Origin of the sequence: Methylobacterium sp. J-070 (assembly GCF_022829385.1) — a bacterium.
In the GTDB taxonomy this organism is placed as follows: Bacteria; Pseudomonadota; Alphaproteobacteria; order Rhizobiales; family Beijerinckiaceae; genus Methylobacterium.
Map to the genome: position 1 here is coordinate 1 of NZ_JAKSXX010000084.1, position 16,984 is coordinate 16,984.

14 protein-coding genes are annotated in these 16,984 nt (G+C 72.8%); 6 read left to right on the forward strand and 8 right to left on the reverse strand.

All coding sequences use genetic code 11. From position 1 onward, the window contains the following. Together groEL and MKL01_RS06475 are read left to right on the forward strand one after the other, a co-directional pair. Positions 1-1,116, forward strand: a 1,116-nt coding sequence (gene groEL / locus MKL01_RS06470) for a chaperonin GroEL (protein WP_243904395.1), incomplete at its 5' end; no start/stop codon positions are given. 296 nt (positions 1,117-1,412) lie between these two features. Then, positions 1,413-2,228 carry a transglutaminase-like domain-containing protein gene (locus tag MKL01_RS06475; RefSeq protein ID WP_243904396.1) on the forward strand — a complete coding sequence of 272 codons (816 nt, stop codon included), beginning with the start codon at positions 1,413-1,415 and terminating at the stop codon, positions 2,226-2,228. A 60-nt stretch (positions 2,229-2,288) separates the two neighbouring features. Here MKL01_RS06475 and MKL01_RS06480 read toward each other — a convergent pair whose 3' ends face one another. From MKL01_RS06480 to MKL01_RS06490, 3 genes are all read right to left on the reverse strand, one after another. Then, positions 2,289-3,047, reverse strand: a complete 759-nt coding sequence (locus tag MKL01_RS06480) for a multiprotein-bridging factor 1 family protein (protein ID WP_243904397.1) — start codon at positions 3,045-3,047, stop codon at positions 2,289-2,291. An 89-nt stretch (positions 3,048-3,136) separates the two neighbouring features. Then, positions 3,137-3,715: a class GN sortase gene (locus MKL01_RS06485; RefSeq protein ID WP_243904398.1), complete on the reverse strand. Its 579-nt coding sequence runs from the start codon at positions 3,713-3,715 to the stop codon at positions 3,137-3,139. Further along, entirely contained in the window at positions 3,712-5,901 is a 2,190-nt protein-coding gene (locus tag MKL01_RS06490) for a marine proteobacterial sortase target protein (RefSeq protein ID WP_243904399.1), read from the reverse strand. The genes MKL01_RS06485 and MKL01_RS06490 overlap by 4 nt, the downstream gene beginning before the upstream one ends. Before the next feature lie 292 nt (positions 5,902-6,193). Between MKL01_RS06490 and MKL01_RS06495 the strand changes: the two genes are divergently transcribed. The 4 genes from MKL01_RS06495 (at position 6,194) to MKL01_RS06510 (ending at position 11,027) form a co-directional block, all read left to right on the forward strand. Continuing rightward, complete coding sequence (locus MKL01_RS06495; protein ID WP_243904400.1) at positions 6,194-7,180, forward strand: SPFH domain-containing protein; 987 nt, start codon at positions 6,194-6,196, stop codon at positions 7,178-7,180. A gap of 11 nt (positions 7,181-7,191) precedes the next feature. Next, the gene (locus tag MKL01_RS06500) at positions 7,192-8,085 is read left to right on the forward strand and encodes a hypothetical protein (protein ID WP_243904401.1); all 894 of its coding nucleotides are present in this window, start codon (positions 7,192-7,194) and stop codon (positions 8,083-8,085) included. 118 nt (positions 8,086-8,203) lie between these two features. After that, the gene (locus MKL01_RS06505) at positions 8,204-9,931 is read left to right on the forward strand and encodes a sensor domain-containing diguanylate cyclase (protein WP_243904402.1); all 1,728 of its coding nucleotides are present in this window, start codon (positions 8,204-8,206) and stop codon (positions 9,929-9,931) included. 442 nt (positions 9,932-10,373) lie between these two features. Further along, positions 10,374-11,027, forward strand: a complete 654-nt coding sequence (locus MKL01_RS06510) for a septal ring lytic transglycosylase RlpA family protein (protein WP_243904403.1) — start codon at positions 10,374-10,376, stop codon at positions 11,025-11,027. Positions 11,028-11,239: 212 nt separating this feature from the next. Here MKL01_RS06510 and MKL01_RS06515 read toward each other — a convergent pair whose 3' ends face one another. The 5 genes from MKL01_RS06515 to paoA form a co-directional block, all read right to left on the reverse strand. Next, positions 11,240-11,845, reverse strand: coding sequence for an SOUL family heme-binding protein (locus MKL01_RS06515; protein ID WP_243904404.1), 606 nt, complete (start codon positions 11,843-11,845; stop codon positions 11,240-11,242). 96 nt (positions 11,846-11,941) lie between these two features. Next, positions 11,942-13,054, reverse strand: a complete 1,113-nt coding sequence (locus MKL01_RS06520; protein WP_243904405.1) for an FAD-binding domain-containing protein — start codon at positions 13,052-13,054, stop codon at positions 11,942-11,944. 125 nt (positions 13,055-13,179) lie between these two features. Continuing rightward, entirely contained in the window at positions 13,180-15,399 is a 2,220-nt protein-coding gene (paoC, locus tag MKL01_RS06525) for an aldehyde oxidoreductase molybdenum-binding subunit PaoC (RefSeq protein ID WP_243904406.1), read from the reverse strand. 3 nt (positions 15,400-15,402) lie between these two features. Beyond that, positions 15,403-16,353, reverse strand: coding sequence for an FAD binding domain-containing protein (locus MKL01_RS06530; RefSeq protein WP_243904407.1), 951 nt, complete (start codon positions 16,351-16,353; stop codon positions 15,403-15,405). Next, entirely contained in the window at positions 16,350-16,928 is a 579-nt protein-coding gene (gene paoA / locus MKL01_RS06535; protein WP_243904408.1) for an aldehyde dehydrogenase iron-sulfur subunit PaoA, read from the reverse strand. The genes MKL01_RS06530 and paoA overlap by 4 nt, the downstream gene beginning before the upstream one ends. Positions 16,929-16,984: the final 56 nt, after the last annotated feature.

Below are 16,984 nucleotides of genomic sequence, written 5' to 3' on the forward strand. Positions count from 1 at the left end.
GTCGAGGAGGCCAAGACCGCCGAGACCGAGCTCGACGTCGTCGAGGGCATGCAGTTCGACCGCGGCTACCTCTCCCCGTACTTCATCACCAACGCGGAGAAGATGGTCGCCGAGCTCGAGGATCCGTACATCCTGATCCACGAGAAGAAGCTGTCGTCGCTGCAGGCGATGCTGCCGGTGCTCGAGGCCGTGGTCCAGACCGGCAAGCCGCTGCTGATCATCGCCGAGGACATCGAGGGCGAGGCGCTCGCCACGCTGGTGGTGAACAAGCTGCGCGGCGGCGTGAAGGTCGCGGCCGTGAAGGCGCCGGGCTTCGGTGATCGCCGCACGGCGATGCTGGAGGACATCGCGATCCTCACGAAGGGCCAGATGATCGCCGAGGATCGCGGGATCAAGCTCGAGAACGTGACGCTCCCCATGCTCGGCCGCGCCAAGCGGGTGCGGATCGAGAAGGAGACCACCACGATCATCGACGGCGTCGGCGAGAAGTCCGACATCGAGGGCCGGATCGCGCAGATCAAGGCGCAGATCGAGGAGACCACCTCGGACTACGATCGGGAGAAGCTCCAGGAGCGTCTGGCCAAGCTCGCGGGCGGCGTCGCGGTGATCCGCGTCGGCGGTTCGACCGAGGTCGAGGTCAAGGAGAAGAAGGACCGGGTCGACGACGCCCTGCACCCCACCCGCGCGGCTGGCGAGGAGGGCATCGTCCCGGGCGGCGGCACGGCGCTGCTGCGCGCCATGGCGGCCGTTCAGGGTCTGTCGAACGACAACCCCGACGTCCAGGCCGGCATCAAGATCGTGCTGAAGGCCCTCGAAGCCCCGATCCGGCAGATCGCCACGAACTCGGGCGTCGAAGGCTCCATCGTGGTGGGCAAGATCCTCGCCAACGCCTCCGAGACCTACGGCTTCAACGCCCAGACCGAGGAGTATGTCGACATGCTCCAGGCCGGCATCGTCGACCCCGCCAAGGTCGTCCGCGCTGCCCTCCAGGGGGCGGCTTCGGTCGCCGCGCTCCTCGTCACCACCGAGGCGATGATCTCCGAGGCGCCGCGCAAGGAGTCTCCGGCCATGCCGGGCGGCGGCGGCATGGGCGGCATGGGCGGCATGGATTTCTGACCTGCCGAACGGACGATGCGGATCGTCCCGGATAGCGGCCTGCCGCGTTCGGGACGCTTCGGGGCGGCGCGCCGACGGGCAACGCGTGGGCGCGCGCTCCGGCGCAGGGCTGGGTGGTGGACGGGGTGCGCCCGCCGCCCGGCCACCCGGGCGCCGTTCTGCGGGACCGTCCGGGGTCGCCGCGCGCTCGGCGTAACCCCTTAACCGGGATCGAGGCCCTGGGCTTGCATCGCGATGCGGGCCGAAGCTCGGCGTGACCGACGCCGATCCCACGGCTGCCGCTAAGGACAGAGCCCATGCGCATTCTCGTCGGCTGCGAGATGACCTACGAGTTTCCGCAGCCTACCCCGGTCATCGCGACGCTCAACGTCCACGCCTCGCGCTTCTCCGATCTCGAACGGCCCGATTACCTGATCACGAGTCCGGCGGTTCCGCTGGACGGCTATCGCGACAGCTTCGGGAACTGGTGCAACCGCATGGTCGCACCGGCGGGGCGCTTCACCCTCAGGACCGACACGATCGTGCGGGACCACGGCAGCGGCGACCGGCGGGAGCCGGACGCTCCGGAGATCCCGGTCGAGAAGCTGCCTTCGGACAGCGTCCTGTTTCTCCTCGGCAGCCGCTACTGCGAGACCGACCGCCTCTCGTCGATCGCCTGGGACCTGTTCGGGCATCTCCCGCCCGGCTGGAGCCGAGTGCAGGCGATCTGCGACTACGTGCATGACCGGATCACCTTCGGGTACGAGCATGCGCGCGCCACCCGGACGGCCTTCGACGTCTTCGAGGAGCAGCGGGGCGTCTGCCGCGATTACGCCCACCTGGCGATCGCGTTCTGCCGCTGCCTCAACATTCCGACCCGCTACTGCAACGGCTACGTCAGCGACATCGGCCTGCCGCTACCGCATGCGCCCGGCGATTTCGCCGCCTGGATGGAGGTCTATCTCGGCGGCCGCTGGCACACCTTCGATCCGCGCAACAACAGCTCCCGCATCGGCCGGATCCTGATCGCGTACGGCCGCGATGCCGCGGACGTGCCGCTGACGCTCACCTTCGGGCCCAACACGCTCGTCGGGTTTCATGTCACCACGGAGGAAGCGCCCGACGCGGCCTGACCGCCGTCGGGACGGCACCGGGCCCGCGCGGCGGCGGCGCGGCGGCGCGCCGTCCTCCCGTCAGGGGGCGGTCGTGAAGAAGCGCGCGTAGCCGTCGTCGTGAACCCGGGCGAGATAGGCCTGGTACCGGGCGAAGCCGGGCTCGTCCCGCCCGATGCGCCCGTAGCCGAACTCCGCCGCCGCCTCGGGCAGCAGCGCCAACGGGGCCGCGGCGGGCGTGAGCTGGGTTCCCCGACCCGGGTGAAGCGTGGTCAGGACCCCGTACATCTCGCCCTGGATGTTGGGGCGGCACAGCACGGCGAGGCGGTGCTGCCCGTGCCAGTTGGTCACCAGGTAGATCATGCCCGACTGGCTCGGCACCGCGACGCTGCCGGACTGGGTGAACGGGGCGTCGATCCGCTCGGCCTCGCGGAACGCCAGGCGCGCGCCGTCGGCGTCCCAGGCGATCTCGGTGCGGTAGGCGAAGAGGGCGCCCGCGGTCCCGAACGAGGGCCGCAGGGTGAGATAGCGGCCCTCCAGCCAGGATACGCCCTCCCGCGAGTAGGACCCGAGGGCGTCGGGGGCATAGCGCGCGGGTTCGGGAACCTCCGCCGCGCGCCCGGTGCCCGGGCGGAGGGACTGGCCCAACGCCTCCTCCAGCCGGATCGTGGTCGCCAGCGTGAACGGACGGCGGCCCGCCAGCGCCTTCTCCAGGGTCGAGATGCTGATCCGTGCCTGCTCGGCCAGGGTCTGCCGGGAGATGCGGCGCCGGGCGAGCGCCTCGCGCACGATCTGGGCAATGGCGCGACTCTGCGCCTCGGGCAGTTCGATCTCGTTCACCGGCACGGCTCGTCCACGCGCGACCTGAACAGATCCGCACGAAACCGCACATCGGCGCAAGCGCCGGCCCGCGACCCACGGTCGGACCCTCAGGGCGTCTCTGCCTCCGCGTCGACGATCAGCCGCAGCGGCCCGGATCGCAGCGCCGTCAGGGGCCAGCAGGTGACGAGGGCGAGGTGGCGGCCGGGCGCCCGCGGATCGATCCCCGAGGCGTCCCAGGGGGCGACCCGCGTGCCGGCGACGCGGAAGCGCACGGTCCGGCCATCGCGGCGCGTGACTGCGACCGGGTCGCCGGGCGCGAGGCGGCCCAGGACCGCGAACTGCGTGTCCCGGTGCGCGGCGATGACCGCGGTGCCCGGCTCGCCCGCCTCCGGCGTGCCGGCCAGATGGCCGGGGCCGAAGGCCAGGGCCTGCCCGCTTCCGCCGCGCAGCACCACGAAGCTGCGGCCGGCGAGGGTGAGCCGGGCGACCGGCTCCGTATCGGCCCAGGGCCAGGGCCTGGCCGGGCGACCATCCGCCAGCCCCCGGGCGAAGGCGCGCTCCAGCAGGACCTGCGCCAGGGCGGCCTTGACGGGCATCCAGGCGGCCTGCGCGGCGAGCGCGAGACCCGCGAGGGCGAGGAGGGCCGCCAGCGCCCTCCCCGCGGCGGTGCCGTGACGGCGGCTCATCGCGCGCCCCGGACCCGCGGGCCGCAGCACCGCCGCAGGCCGCCCCCCAGGAGGGCGAGCAGCAGGCCGAGGAGGAGTTGCGGCAGGAGTCCCAACCCGGTCTGCGGCAGGTCGATGTCCGCCCCGGCGGCACCGATCGGCACGATCCGGGCGCCGGTGCCGCCGTCGGGATCCGCCGCGCCGGGCCGATCCGTGCCGAAGACGCTGGCGAAGTCCCAGCCCGCCGGCAGGTTCAGCGGCAGGTCGGCGGCGACGAGCGGCGTGCCCGCTTCGCGGCGCGGGGTGGCGTCGACCGCCACGAGGCTGGTCAGGCGCGTCGTCAGGCCGTGCTCCAGGGCGAGGGCGAGGATCGCGGCGTCGGCCGCCTCGGTGCTCAGGCGCCCGGTGATGCGCGCCGTCTCGGTCTCGCCGATCCGCGCCCGCGCCCAGACCTTCGAGATGCCGGTGCCCGGGGCGGCCCCGGCGAGCGGCAGCGTCCGGGTCCAGGTCCGGCCGGCGACCCGGCCCGAGATCGTCACGGTCCCCTCCGCCCCGTGCGGGAGCCGGGCGGCGAAGACCAGCGGCTCGCCGCGATAGAGGTCGGGCAGCGTGCCCGGCGTGACCGCGACGCCGGCCGCCGAGAAGGCCGCGGCGAGGTCGGTCACCGCCGGGGATTCGAGCTTGGCGTAGAGGGCGCGGGTGCGCTCGGCGACCTGTCCGAGGTCGCGGATCTCCGTGAAGCTGCCGCGGCCGATCTCGGCGGCGTGGCGCATCAGATGGCCGTTGGGCGCCGAGCCGATCCCGACCATGAACAGGCGCGAGCGCCCGAGCCCCGCGTGGATCGCCGCGAAGATCCGCTCCTCGTCGCCGACCGCACCGTCGGTGAGGAACACGACCTGGCGCACCCGCCCGTCCTCCGGATGGGGATCGGCCAGGGCGGCCCTCAGGGGCGCCAGCATCTCGGTGCCGCCGCGCGCCTCCAGGGCGGCGACGAAGCGCCCGGCGCCCTCCAGGGCCTCCGGCGTCGCCGGAACCGGCTCGGGATGCAGCGCGTCCCAGGTGTCGTCGAAGCGGATCACGTTGAAGCGGTCCCGCGGGGTCAGGCGGGCGAGGCCCGCGAGCAGGCCCGCCTTGGCCTGCCGCATCGAGGCGCCGGCCATCGATCCGGAATTGTCGATGACGAAGGTGACGTCCCGGTCCGGCCGCGCGGTCGCGTCGGCGGCGATCGCGGGCGGAGTCAGCGTGGCCAGCAGGTAGGTCCGGCCGGCGACCTCCTCGCGGAACAGGCCGAGGTCGGGCACCCGGCTCGGGAGGGGGTCCCAGGTCAGCTCGAGGTCCCGGTCGGCCGGCACAGCGCCGTCCGCGAGGGTGATGGTGCGCGCCTCGGGGCCGGCCTCGGTCACGCGGATCGCGTGGGTCGCGCTGTGCACGGCGCCGACGGCGAAACCGGCCCGGAGCCGCACGGTCACGGCGACCGGGTTGACCGGCAGGGATGCCGCCGGATCGAGCACCGGCGGGCTGATCCGGTCACGGTCCGGCACCGGGTCCCGCGCCGCGTCGGCCCGGCCGTCGAGGGCGACCGCGTCCACCGCCGGCGGCGCCGGATTGTACCGCGGCGCCACCACCAGGGGCAGCCGCAGCATCCGCGTGGTCCCGGAGACCGGGATCGTCTGCTGGTAGCTGATCTGGACCAGCACCGTCTCGCCGGGCGCGATGTTGGCCACCGTGTTGGTGAAGATGTTGGGCCGCTGCTGCTCGGTCAGGGCGGCGGACTGCCCGGCCGCCTTCGCGGCCTCGTAGGCGCGCCGGGCCTCGGCCCGCGCGCGGATGTCGGCGACGATCACCCGCGTGCCGACGACGAGCGTCATCCCGTCGACGGCCGCGTCCTCCGGCAGGGGATAGACGTAGGTGCCCTCGACCCAATCCGCGGTGGTGTTGCGGAACGCCTGGGTGACGACGGCGCGGGCGGTCGGGCCGCTGACGTCCACGCTGAGGTCGGTGGCGAGCTGCAGGGCCTCGACCGGCGCCGTGCCGGCAGCCGGCGCCGTGCCGGCAGCCGGGCGCAGCATCAGGCCGCCCCGCGTCGGCCCCGGCAGGGCGTGCGCCGAGGCGATCATGACGAGGAGCGCCAACAGCCCGAGGAAGAGCGGCGAGAGCGCGGCGGCGCGGGGATGTTCGACCGCGGATCGTGGTGAGGGGAACGGCATCGGAAAGATCTCCTGCGCCGGCGGATCGCGGCCGGCCCAGCGCTGAGGCTCCCTCGCCGGCCGCCGGGCCGCCACGAGAAGCTTCGGCCTTCTCCGGCCCCGGGCCGCACGCCCCGTCCGCGGCCCGGGCGGATCGGTGCGGACCGCGTGCGGACCGGTGCGGGCGGCGGCGCTCCGGGACGGGGCGTGCGTCGCCCTTGACTTCCACGAACCCCGGGCGTCTTATACTCAAAGTGAGCATAAAGCATTCGAGGCCGGTCCGACCGGTCACGTCCGCCCTGAGGAGATCATCATGGCCACGGTCCGCAGCCTCGGCGTGATCGCCCATCTTCGCAGCGAGGCGAGCAGCCACATCGTCCGCTTCCGCAACGGCCGCGTCCGGCAGAGCGGCCGCGGGCTGGTGTTCTGGTTCCGGCCGGAGACCGCGAGCATCAGCGAGGTGCCGGTGGACGACCGCGAGATGACCCTGTTCGTCCGCGGCCGCAGCCGGGACTTCCAGACCGTGGTGGTGCAGGGGACGATCGGCTGGCACGTCGTCGATCCCGAATTGCTGGCGCGCCGGATCGACTTCTCGATCGATCTCGCCTCCGGGCGCCTGCAGGGCGAGCCGATCGAGCGGATCGAGGGCCGCCTCGGCGGCATCGCCGGTCAGGCGGCCCTGCAGTACCTCGGCACGGGCCCGATCGGCGCCCTCCTCGACGCGGGCCCGGAGCCGCTGCGCGCCGCCCTCGAGGCGGTTCTGGCCGCCGCCCCGGCGCTCGCCGAGATCGGCGTCGCCGCCGTGTCGGTGCGGCTCACCAACCTCGCGCCCACCAGCGAGCTGGAGCGCGCCCTCCAGACCCCCACCTTCGAGGCCCTGCAGCAGAAGGCCGACGCGGCGACCTTCGCCCGGCGCGCCCTGGCGGTGGAGAAGGAGCGCGCCATCGCGGAGAACGAACTCGCGACGCGGACCGAACTGGCCCGGCGCGAGACCGTCCTGATCGCCCAGGAGGCGGAGAACGCCCGCGACCGCGCCGCCGGCGTCGCGGAAGCGCAGGGCTTGGAGGCGGCCGCGGAGGCCGAACGCATCCGGCTGGTCGAGGGCGCCCGAGCCGAGGCCGAGCAGCGGCGCGCGGCCGTCTACCGGGACATGCCGCCCGCCGTCCTGCTCGGGCTGGCCGCGCGGGAACTCGCCGGCAAGCTGGAGACGATCGAGCACGTCACCGTCACGCCCGACCTGCTCGCGGCCTTCCTGGGCGAGATCCGGAGCGCCATCCCGGCGCGGGTCGCGCCGCGCTGAGGAGTCGGTCCGTGCCGGCCGTCACCCCCCGCGCGGTCTTCGTGATCCGCGACACCGATTACGCGCTGCTGCTCGCCCGCCACGCGACCCGCGGCCAGGCCCGGTTCTTCCTGGAGAGCCGCGGGCAGTCGATCGCCGGGATCGAGGCGCGCCACGCCCAGTTCCACGCGGCGCTGGCCCAGGCGCGCGCGGCCGTCCCCGCGGACTGGCGGCAGGCGCTGGTGCGGCGCCCCGACCTCGACCGCTTCCTCTTCGCCCCCGAGGACGTGGTCGTGGCTTTGGGGCAGGACGGGCTGGTGGCCAATGTCGCGAAATACCTCGACGGGCAGCCGGTCGTCGGCGTCAACCCGGCGCCGGATCTCTACGACGGGGTGCTGGCGCGGGCGCGGGTGGACCGCCTGCGCACGCTGCTGCCCGCCTGCGCGGCGGCGGGCGTGCCCTTCCAGCGCCGCACCATGGTGCAGGCCACGCTCGACGGCGGCGAGCGGCTGTTTGCCCTGAACGAGATCTTCGTCGGCCACCGGAGTCACCAATCCGCGCGCTATCGCATCGAGGCCGGAACCCGGTCGGAGGATCAGGCGTCGAGCGGCCTGATCGTCGCAACGGGAACGGGTCTGACCGGATGGGCCCGCTCCATCAGCGATGCGACGCACCTCACCCTCGACATCGGCATCGCGGAGGCGGCGATCGGCTACTGGGTCCGCGAGCCGTTCCCGAGCGTTTCCACCGGCACGGACCTGCGCGCGGGCAAGGTCGCCGGTTCGCCCCTCACCGTGACGTCGCGGATGAACGAGGGCGGCGTGGTGTTCGCGGACGGGATCGAGCAGGATTTCATCGCCTTCGACTGGGGACGGCGCGTGGCGTTCTCGCCCGCGCCCCGGACCCTGAACCTCGTGGACGCCTAGGGGGGCGGAGCGGTCGCAAGGCATTCGCGACGCCGCGTTCAGAGGGTATTGACCGACAATATTCACGGATATTCATCGCTCGAGCCTTATCGTCCTCCGCGATTGAGGATGCCACACGATGCTCAAGCGGCTTGCCGATCGGATTTCCCTGCGGCGTCAGATCAGCCTGCTCGCCGGCGCCATCGGTCTCGTGATCGTCGGTGGGACGACGATCGGGTCCGCCCTGCTGGCGCGCGGGCAGGCCACCGATATGGCGCAGAAGACCCTCCTGCAGGTCGCGCGGTCGATGGCGGATCGCCTCGATCAGGACATGAGCGAACGCCTGCGCGAGATCCGCAACGTCGCGGCGTTCGAACCTCTGCAACCGCACTGGCTGGAGAACACCGGCAGCCTCCGCAAGGTCCTCGAGACGATGCAGCGGACGCTGCCGGACTACGCCTGGATCGGGTTCGCCGATCGCGACGGCCGGGTCCGTGCCGCCACGGGCAGCATCCTCGAAGGGGCGAGCGTCACCCAGCGGCCCTGGTTCAAGGATGGCATCCGGCAGGCCGCGGTCGAGGACGTCCACGCGGCGTCCTTGCTGCAATCGCTGCTCCAACCCTATGGCGGCGGAACGCCGTTCCGGTTCGTCGATGTGGCCGTGCCGATCAGCGACGCCTCCGGCCAGACCGTGGGGGTTCTCGGCGCCCATCTGAGCTGGCGCTGGGCCGACGTCGTCCGGCGCGAGGTCCTGTCGTCCCGGCAGCCGGAGCTGAAGGAGGACATCCTCGTCCTCGACCGAGCCGGTCGGGTCCTGCTCGGATCGGATCCCGGGGCGGCCCCGTACACCGCCGCGGAACTCGCCGCCGCGCATTTCATCGTCCACGGTGCCGAAGGCGATCGCCTCGCGGCGGCCGCCGTCACGCGCGGCCGGGGCGATTACCCGGGCCTGGGCTGGATCGTCGTCGCGCTTCAGCCGGTCGACACGGCCCTGGCCGGGGCGAACCGTCTGACCGCTCTGATCCTCCTGCTCGGGCTCGGCGTCGCCGTGCTCGGCATCGTCGCGATCTGGTGGGTTGCGGCGCGGCTGACCCAGCCCCTGGCGCAGCTGACGCAGGCGGTCGATCGTATCGGCCGGGAGCCGGATGCGCGGATGACGCGCCATGTGCACGGCTCTCCGGAGGTTCTGCGCCTGTCGGCGGCGGTCCGATCGCTGCTGCGGCGCGTCGGCACGGCGGAGGCGGATGCGCGCCTCGTGGAGGCGGAGGCCTCGAGCGCCGTGCACGCCGCCGAGGATCGCGTCCGGCGCCTCGGCGCCGATCTGCACGCCATGCAGGTGCTGGCCGATACGGACGCGCTGACCGGCCTGCTCAACCGGCGGGCGTTCCTGCCGTTGGCCAGCGACGCGATGAGCTACTTCAAGCGCTACCGGCGGCCGATCTGTATCCTGATGGTCGACATCGATCACTTCAAGCGCGTCAACGACCTCTACGGCCACGCCGCCGGCGACGAGGTGATCCGCCAGGTCGGCCGCATCCTCAGCGACGCGATCCGCACGACCGACAAGGTGGCGCGGTTCGGCGGCGAGGAGTTCGTGGTCCTCCTCCGCGAGACCGACCTGAAAGGCGCGGCGATCTTCGCGGATCGAATCCGCCAGACCGTCGCCGAGACCGTGTTCGAGCCCGAGGGGCCGTGCCTCAGGGCGACGATCAGCATCGGACTGGCCGAGGCCGAGTTCACCGATGGCGACGTCGACCACACCATCGAGCGTGCCGACCGCGCCCTCTACGCGGCGAAGTCGGGCGGCCGCAACTGCGTGCGCGCCTTCGAGGCGACGACGTCCCTGGGACTTCGCGCCGCCGCGTAGGCCGTCGATGGCGCGCCGATGAGGGCGTCGGGCGCGGTCGGTCCTGCCCGGCGGGCTTCAGGCCGGCCTCGAGCGCCGTGGCGTCGCGGGCCTTCCGGCGGGTCCGGGGCACCATCGTCCAACGCGCGCCCCGGATCGCGAGGCGTTCATCTGTCTCGGGATTCCGGAGCGTCACCCCGGAATTCGCCGATCAGCTTGGCCGTACCACATATTTGAAGAACAGATCCGATAAAATTTGCGCCTTTATCAGTTACGAGGAACTGAATGGTCCGGCGTGATTTATGCACCCGATGGATAGGCGCAATTTCGGTTGAGGACCATGGCCTGGGCAGCGAACCAAGACAGAAACGGGCTGCACCGGGCCCTGCTCGTAGCTTCGGTTCTGGCGGTTGCAGTCTCTGAAGCCCGGGCCGGTCCGTCGTCAGACATGCCGGACCGGCAGGTGGACGGGCAGACGGACCGCCTGAAGCGGGAAGCCCCGGTCTTCACCTATCGGGACTTCACGTCCAGACTTCCGCCCCTCGCCTCCGCGTCTGACGACGCCCCGCCGGCGGGGACAGCGTCGTTCGGCGTGGCCACCCGGCCGGCCGTCCCGGAATCCGACCGGGCCGGCGGTCAGGAACACGCCGGCCTCCTGGGGGGCACGCGCCGGACCGGCGATGCCGGGCCGGTGCCGGATGCGCCGCCCGAGGCATCCTCGGAGCCGGCGGGCCCTGCCGCGAGGGACCCGGGAACGACCGCCGCAGTCGCGGAACGCCCCCGACCGCAGGCGGAGTCGCCGCAGCGCGGGGAGGCGAAGACCGCCAAGCTCCTCGGGATCGGGCGTGCGAGCTGGTACCAGCATCCGGGACGGACCGCCAACGGCGAGACCTACAACCCGAACAGGCTGACGGCCGCGCACCACAATTTGCCGTTCGGGACCAAGCTGAAGGTCGTCAACAAGAGGAACGGCCGTTCGGTGGTCGTCGAGATCACCGACCGGACCAACGAGCACACCAAGATCAAGCGCAACTATGCCATCGACCTGTCCCGCGCGAGCGCGCGGAAGATCGGCATGGACGGCGTCGATCTGGTCGCCCTGTACAAGATCGACTGATCCGGGCGCCCGGGCCCTCGCCCGGGCGAGTTGCGGGATGGGGGCGGTTGGAACGGGACCGCCGAGGCTCCTGCGGCACCGCCCTCACCGCCTTCCCGGGAATGTGGGGCGATCCCGGACGATCCGGCGCGTGCGGTCGGAGGTCGCGGAGCGCCCCCTCCGAAGCCGGCGCGCGGATGCCGGGAGCGCGCCTTCGACACTTGGGTGGTCCCTCACCCGGACCCCAGCCGGACGGCCACCTCGTTCCGGCGCAGGAACGGGAGGGCGAAGGGCGGGTCGTACCCCATGAACATCGGCGCCTCGCCGGCCGTGAGGCCCGCCGCCGCCAGCACCCGCATCAGGATGCCTTCCTGCTCCGCCCGGGCCGCGGGCGTGAGGCGGCCGGAGAAGCGAAGCGCCGCGACGCGCTCGGCCGGCACCGCGACCAGCCGGACGCCGGCCTCCGTGGGCTCGGGCGCGCCGGCCTCGGCGACCTTGCGCGGCAGGAAGAACCGCATCGTGCCATCCGCGCCCTGCTCGACCGGCACCGTCATGGCGATCCGCCGGCCGGCCGTCTCCACCGGGGCCGTCATGGCAATGCGGCTTCCGGCCCGGTTCGCACCGGTGATGTAGCGGAACAGCCGCCCGAAGGCGGCGCCGTCGCCCTGGCCCCGCGCGTCGGTCTCGACGGCGAGCCGGGGCGCGTAGGCGCGGATCTCGACGCCGTGGTCGAGCCGCTCGACGACATGGTAGCGGGGCTGCTCGTACAGCGTCCGCACGCCGAAGATCCCCAGGACCGACTCGATCAGGGTGACGAGGACGTAGACGATCGTGTCCATGGCTGGCGCGTCCGGCTCGGGAGGACTCGGGAACGGGTTCGGCGCACGGGGGCGATCCGCGGTCGGCGGCCGGTAAGAGCCGTCATGTCGGACCCGTCATGCCCCGATCAGCTCCGGGATCGCGCGTTTCAGGCGGAAGAAGCCCCGGGTCGAGAGCGGCCACGCCCGCGTGTCCCAGGCCCGGCGCAGCCGGAGGCAGCCGCTCGGCAGGGCCGCCGCGGAGGGGCCGAGGGGAGCCCAGGCCGTCACCACCGGCAGATCCCCCGCCCAGTCGGCGTGGACAGGATCGGCCGGGCAGCCGAAATGCGCTGCGGCGCGCGCCAGCGCGTCCGCCATCGCCGCCTTGTCGGCGTCCCGGACCCGGTCCGCCGCGCCCTCGGCATGGGCGATCAGGCCGCCGATGCGGGCCACGCGGGCGGACCCGAGCGGGAGGCTCTCCGGGTGCAGGTCGTCGAGGTGCAGGAGCAGGGCCACCGGCCCGTCCGGTGCCGCGTCGGCGGGGGCCATCGGCGCCTCCCGCGGCGGCATCGCCTCCGCGAGCGCCGCCGCGTCCTCGTCGAGGCCGCCCGGGTCGTGCCGCCCCTCGGTGTAGCGCCGGATGTTGTCGCGCCGCGCCCGGTAGGGCTTTCCGCGGGTGTGGAGACCCGCGACCCACCGCCAGGACAGCGTGTTGCTGGCCGGGTCGCCGTCGATCAGGTGCCGCAGGAAGACGTCCGCGCCGAGCGGCCAGGGGAGCCGCAGGGTGAAGATCCAGATCGACGCGAACCACATCCGGGCATGGTTGTGCAGCCAGCCGGTCTCGGCGAGTTCCCGGGCCCAATCGTCGAAGCCGTCGATGCCGGTCTCCCCCGCGACGGCCTTCTCGTAGGTGCGCCGGAGACCGGGCTCCGCGTCCAGGCGCGCCCGCTGGTCCGCGAGCTCCGCCCGGTAGCGGGTCCAGGCATCCGGGTGGGTCTCGAGGTGGCCCTTGAAGTAGGTCCGCCAGAAGACCTCGCTCACGAACGGCTCCGCGGCCGCCGCGCCGAGGGCGGCGGTGGCGGCCGCCGCGACCTCGGCCTCGGTCAGAAGCCGGCGGCGCAGGTACGGCGAGAGCGCCGACGTGGTCGCCGGTCCGTCCGGTCCGCGGTCGGTGTTGCGCGAGGCGCCGTAGGCCGCGCCGGCTTCGGCCAGGAAGGCCGAGAGACGTTCGAGCCCGGCCGACCGGGTCATGGGAAAGGCGCGATCCATGACGCCCAGGTAGGGCGGTGCCCGGGTGGGCGCGTGCGACTCTTCCGTCCGTGCCGCGGCACCCGGCCGGGACGGGGAGGTCCGCCCGCGGACCTCCCCGGGGACGGTCAGGCGGCGTCCGGCATGCGGTCGAGGAGCTTGTCGAGGGTGATGGGATAGTCCCGCACCCGGATGCCGACGGCGTTGTAGATCGCGTTCGCCACCGCGGCGGCGATGCCCGAGATGCCGAGCTCGCCCACGCCCTTCGCCTTCATCGGCGAGGACATCGGGTCGACCTCGTCCAGGAAGATCACCTCCTGGTGGGGGATGTCGGCATGGACCGGCACCTCGTAGCCGGCCAGATCGTGGTTGGCGAAGAAGCCCCGCTTGGCGTCGACCGCCAGCTCCTCCATCAGGGCCGCGCCGGTGCCCATGACCATGCCGCCGATGACCTGGCTGCGGGCCGATTTGGGGTTGAGGATGCGCCCGGCCGCGCAGACCGCCAGCATCCGCCGCACCCGGATCTCGGCGGTGTCGACATCGACGCCGACCTCGACGAAATGCGCCCCGAAGGTCGATTGCTGCTGCGCCTTCGAGATCTTGCCGAACTCGATCGTGTCCTCGGCCACCAGCGCGCCGCCGGCGGCGGCCTCCGCCAGGGGGATGGCGCGGTTGCCCGAGCGGACCGCGCCGTCCTCGAACACCGCGTCGGTGGCGTTGAAGCCGAGTTTCTGCGCCACCGCCTCGCGCAGGCGCACGCAGGCCGCGTAGACACCGGCGGTCGACGAGTTGGCGCCGAACTGACCGCCCGAGCCCGACGAGACCGGGAAGTCCGAATCGCCCAGCCGCACCACCACCCTGTCGAGGGGCACGCCCATCATCTCGGCGGCGGTCTGGGCGATGATCGTGTAGCTGCCGGTGCCGATGTCGGTCATGTCGGTCTCGACCGTGACGGTACCGCTGCCGTCCAGCCGAACCCGTGCGCCCGACTTCATCACCATGTTGTTGCGGAACGCCGCCGCCATGCCGAGGCCGACGAGCCACTGCCCGTCCCGGACCTGCCCGGGCCTCGGGTTGCGCTTCGCCCAGCCGAATCGCTCCGCGCCGAGCGTCAGGCAGCCGACGAGGTCGCGGTGCGAGAAGGGCCGGTCCGGCTGGTTCGGATCGACCTGCGTGTCGTTGCGGATGCGGAACGCCACCGGGTCGAGGCCGAGCTTCTCGGCCATCTCGTCCATGGCGACCTCGAGGACCGCGAGGCCCGGGGCCTCGCCGGGGGCCCGCATGGCGTTGCCCTCGGGGAGGTCGAGACGGGCGAGCTTCATCGCGGTCAGGCGGTTGGCGCCCGCGTAGAGGAGCTTGGTCTGGTTCACCGCCGTCTCGGGATCGCCGTCCGGCAGGTTGCCCGAAACGCTCTCGTGGGCGATCGCCGTGATGGTGCCGTCCCGCGTGGCGCCGATGCGCACGCGCTGGATCGTGGCCGGCCGGTGCGTGGTGTTGTTGGCGATCAGCGGACGCGTCAGCGCCACCTTCACGGGCCGCCCCGCCGCCTTGGCGGCCAGCGCCGCCAGCACCGCGTCGGCGCGCACGAACAGCTTGCCGCCGAAGCCGCCGCCGACATACGGCGCATCGAGCCGGACCTTCTCCTTGGGCAGTCCCAGCATCTTGGCGATGCTGCCATGGCCCCAGCCGATCATCTGGTTGGCGGTCCAGAGGGTGACCCGGTCGCCGTCCCAGGCCGCCACCGTGGCGTGCGGCTCCATCATGGCGTGGCTCTCGTCCGCGGTGGTGTAGGTCGCGTCGAGGGTCACGGGGGCCTGCGCGAAGGCGCCCTCGAAGTCGCCGACGCGCTCCTCGCCGTTGCCGCCGCTGCCCTCGCCGCTGTCGGCCGGGACCGGCGCGGCCGACTTGGCCGCCTCGGCGAGATCGAACGCGCCCGCCTCGGGGGCGTAATCGACCTCCACGAGGAAGGACGCCGCCCGGGCCTGCTCGAAGGTCTCGGCCACCACCACGGCGATGGCCTGGTGGTAGTGCTGGATCACGTCGCCGCCGAACAGGTAGGCGACGTTCATGACGCCGCGCTCGATCCGGGGCGTGTCGAGGGTGGTGACGATCGCGATCACCCCGGGGGCCTGCCGGGCCGAAGCGGTGTCGATGCGGCGCACGCGCCCCTTGGCGATGCCGGCGCCCAGGACGTAGCCGTAGGCGGCGTCGGGCGCCACGTCGTGGCGCTCGTAGGCGTAGGGGGCGGTGCCGGTGGTCTTGGACTTGCCGTCGATGCGGTCGGTGGGCCGGCCCACGACCTTGAGCCGGTCGATTGGGTTCGGGCCGGCTGGGGTGTCGAACTTCATGGCTCAGGCCCTCGCTTGGTTGAGCGCCGCGCCGAGGGTGCGCTCGGCGAGCTTCAGCTTGTAGGCGTTCTCGGGGGTGGGCTTGGCGTCGGCGAAGACCTGGGCCGTCACCGCCCTGGCGCCCTTCGGCAGGTCGGCCTCCGCCGCCTCCACCCGCCAGGGCTTGGGGGCGACGCCCCCGAAGGCGACGTGGCCGGTGCCATCCCGGGTCAGGATCGCCGCCACCGAGACCAGCGCGTAGGCGTAGGAGGCCCGGTCGCGGACCTTGCGGTAGATGTGCGTGCCGGCCACGGGCTTCGGCAGGGTCACCGCGGTGATCAGCGCGCCGGGCGCGAGGGTGGTGTCGCGCGCGGGATCGTCGCCCGGCAGGCGGTGGAAGTCGGCGATCGGGATCCTGCGCTCCGTGCCCGCGGCGTCGACCGTCTCGACGGTGGCGTCCAGCACGCGCATGGCCACCGCCATGTCGCCCGGATGCGTGGCGATGCAGGCGTCGCTGGCGCCGATCACCGCGAGTTGCCGGCTCACGCCGTCGAGCGCCGAACAGCCGGAGCCCGGCCGGCGCTTGTTGCAGGCTTGGGCGGTGTCGTAGAAATACGGGCAGCGGGTCCGCTGCAGCAGGTTGCCCGCGGTGGTCGCCTTGTTGCGCAGCTGGCCCGAGGCGCCGGCGAGCAGCGCCCGGGCGAGAACCCCGTAATCCGTGCGCACCCGCGGATGGGCCGCGAGGTCGGTGTTGCGCACCAGCGCGCCGATGCGCAGGCCACCGTCCTCGGTCGGTTCCACCGCGTCGAGGCCGAGTCCGTTCACGTCCACGAGGTGGCGCGGGGTCTCGATCTGCAGCTTCATCAGGTCGAGCAGGTTGGTGCCGCCGGCGATGAATTTCGCCTCCGGCGTGCGGGCGACGGCGGCAGCCGCTTCGGCCGGGGTGCTCGGGCGCTCGTAGGTGAACGACTTCATGCCCGCGCCTCCGCAACCTCGGTCATCGCCTCGACGATGTTGGAATAGGCGCCGCAGCGGCAGATGTTGCCGCTCATGCGCTCGCGGATCTCGGCCTCGGTGACCTGCGGCGCGGCGCCGAGGTCAGCGGTGACGTGGCTCGGGATGCCGGCCCGGATCTCCTCCAGCACCGCGACGCCCGAGCAGATCTGGCCCGGCGTGCAGTAGCCGCACTGGTAGCCGTCGTGGCGGACGAAGGCGGCCTGCATCGGGTGGAGGTTGTCCGGCTGCCCGAGCCCCTCGATCGTGACGATCTCGGCACCCTGGTGCATGATCGCGAGCGTCAGGCAGGCGTTGATGCGCCGGCCGTCGACGATCATCGTGCAGGCGCCGCACTGGCCGTGGTCGCAGCCCTTCTTGGAGCCGGTCAGGTGCAGATGCTCCCGCGCGGCGTCGAGCAGGCTGGTGCGGGTGTCGAGTTCGAGGTCGCGCCGCTGCCCGTTCACCGTGAAGGTGACCGTGGCGAGGACCGGTTCGTCGGTCCGTTCGGCTCTAACGCCCGCGTCCTGGCGCGCGGGGGCGGTGGCTCCCACCATCAAGTCTCTCCGGTTCAGATGATCGCTTCGAAGATGCTGCGTCCCGGTCTCTCGAC

Excerpts from the sequence above, each read along its gene's own strand:
- MKL01_RS06475 (WP_243904396.1), top strand. The coding sequence starts at position 1,413 with ATGCGCATTCTCGTCGGCTGCGAGATGACCTACGAGTTTCCGCAGCCT.
- MKL01_RS06485 (WP_243904398.1), bottom strand. The coding sequence starts at position 3,715 with ATGAGCCGCCGTCACGGCACCGCCGCGGGGAGGGCGCTGGCGGCCCTC.
- MKL01_RS06490 (WP_243904399.1), bottom strand. The coding sequence starts at position 5,901 with ATGCCGTTCCCCTCACCACGATCCGCGGTCGAACATCCCCGCGCCGCC.
- MKL01_RS06495 (WP_243904400.1), top strand. The coding sequence starts at position 6,194 with ATGGCCACGGTCCGCAGCCTCGGCGTGATCGCCCATCTTCGCAGCGAG.
- MKL01_RS06505 (WP_243904402.1), top strand. The coding sequence starts at position 8,204 with ATGCTCAAGCGGCTTGCCGATCGGATTTCCCTGCGGCGTCAGATCAGC.
- MKL01_RS06515 (WP_243904404.1), bottom strand. The coding sequence starts at position 11,845 with ATGGACACGATCGTCTACGTCCTCGTCACCCTGATCGAGTCGGTCCTG.
- MKL01_RS06520 (WP_243904405.1), bottom strand. The coding sequence starts at position 13,054 with ATGACCCGGTCGGCCGGGCTCGAACGTCTCTCGGCCTTCCTGGCCGAA.
- paoC (WP_243904406.1), bottom strand. The coding sequence starts at position 15,399 with ATGAAGTTCGACACCCCAGCCGGCCCGAACCCAATCGACCGGCTCAAG.
- MKL01_RS06530 (WP_243904407.1), bottom strand. The coding sequence starts at position 16,353 with ATGAAGTCGTTCACCTACGAGCGCCCGAGCACCCCGGCCGAAGCGGCT.
- paoA (WP_243904408.1), bottom strand. The coding sequence starts at position 16,928 with ATGGTGGGAGCCACCGCCCCCGCGCGCCAGGACGCGGGCGTTAGAGCC.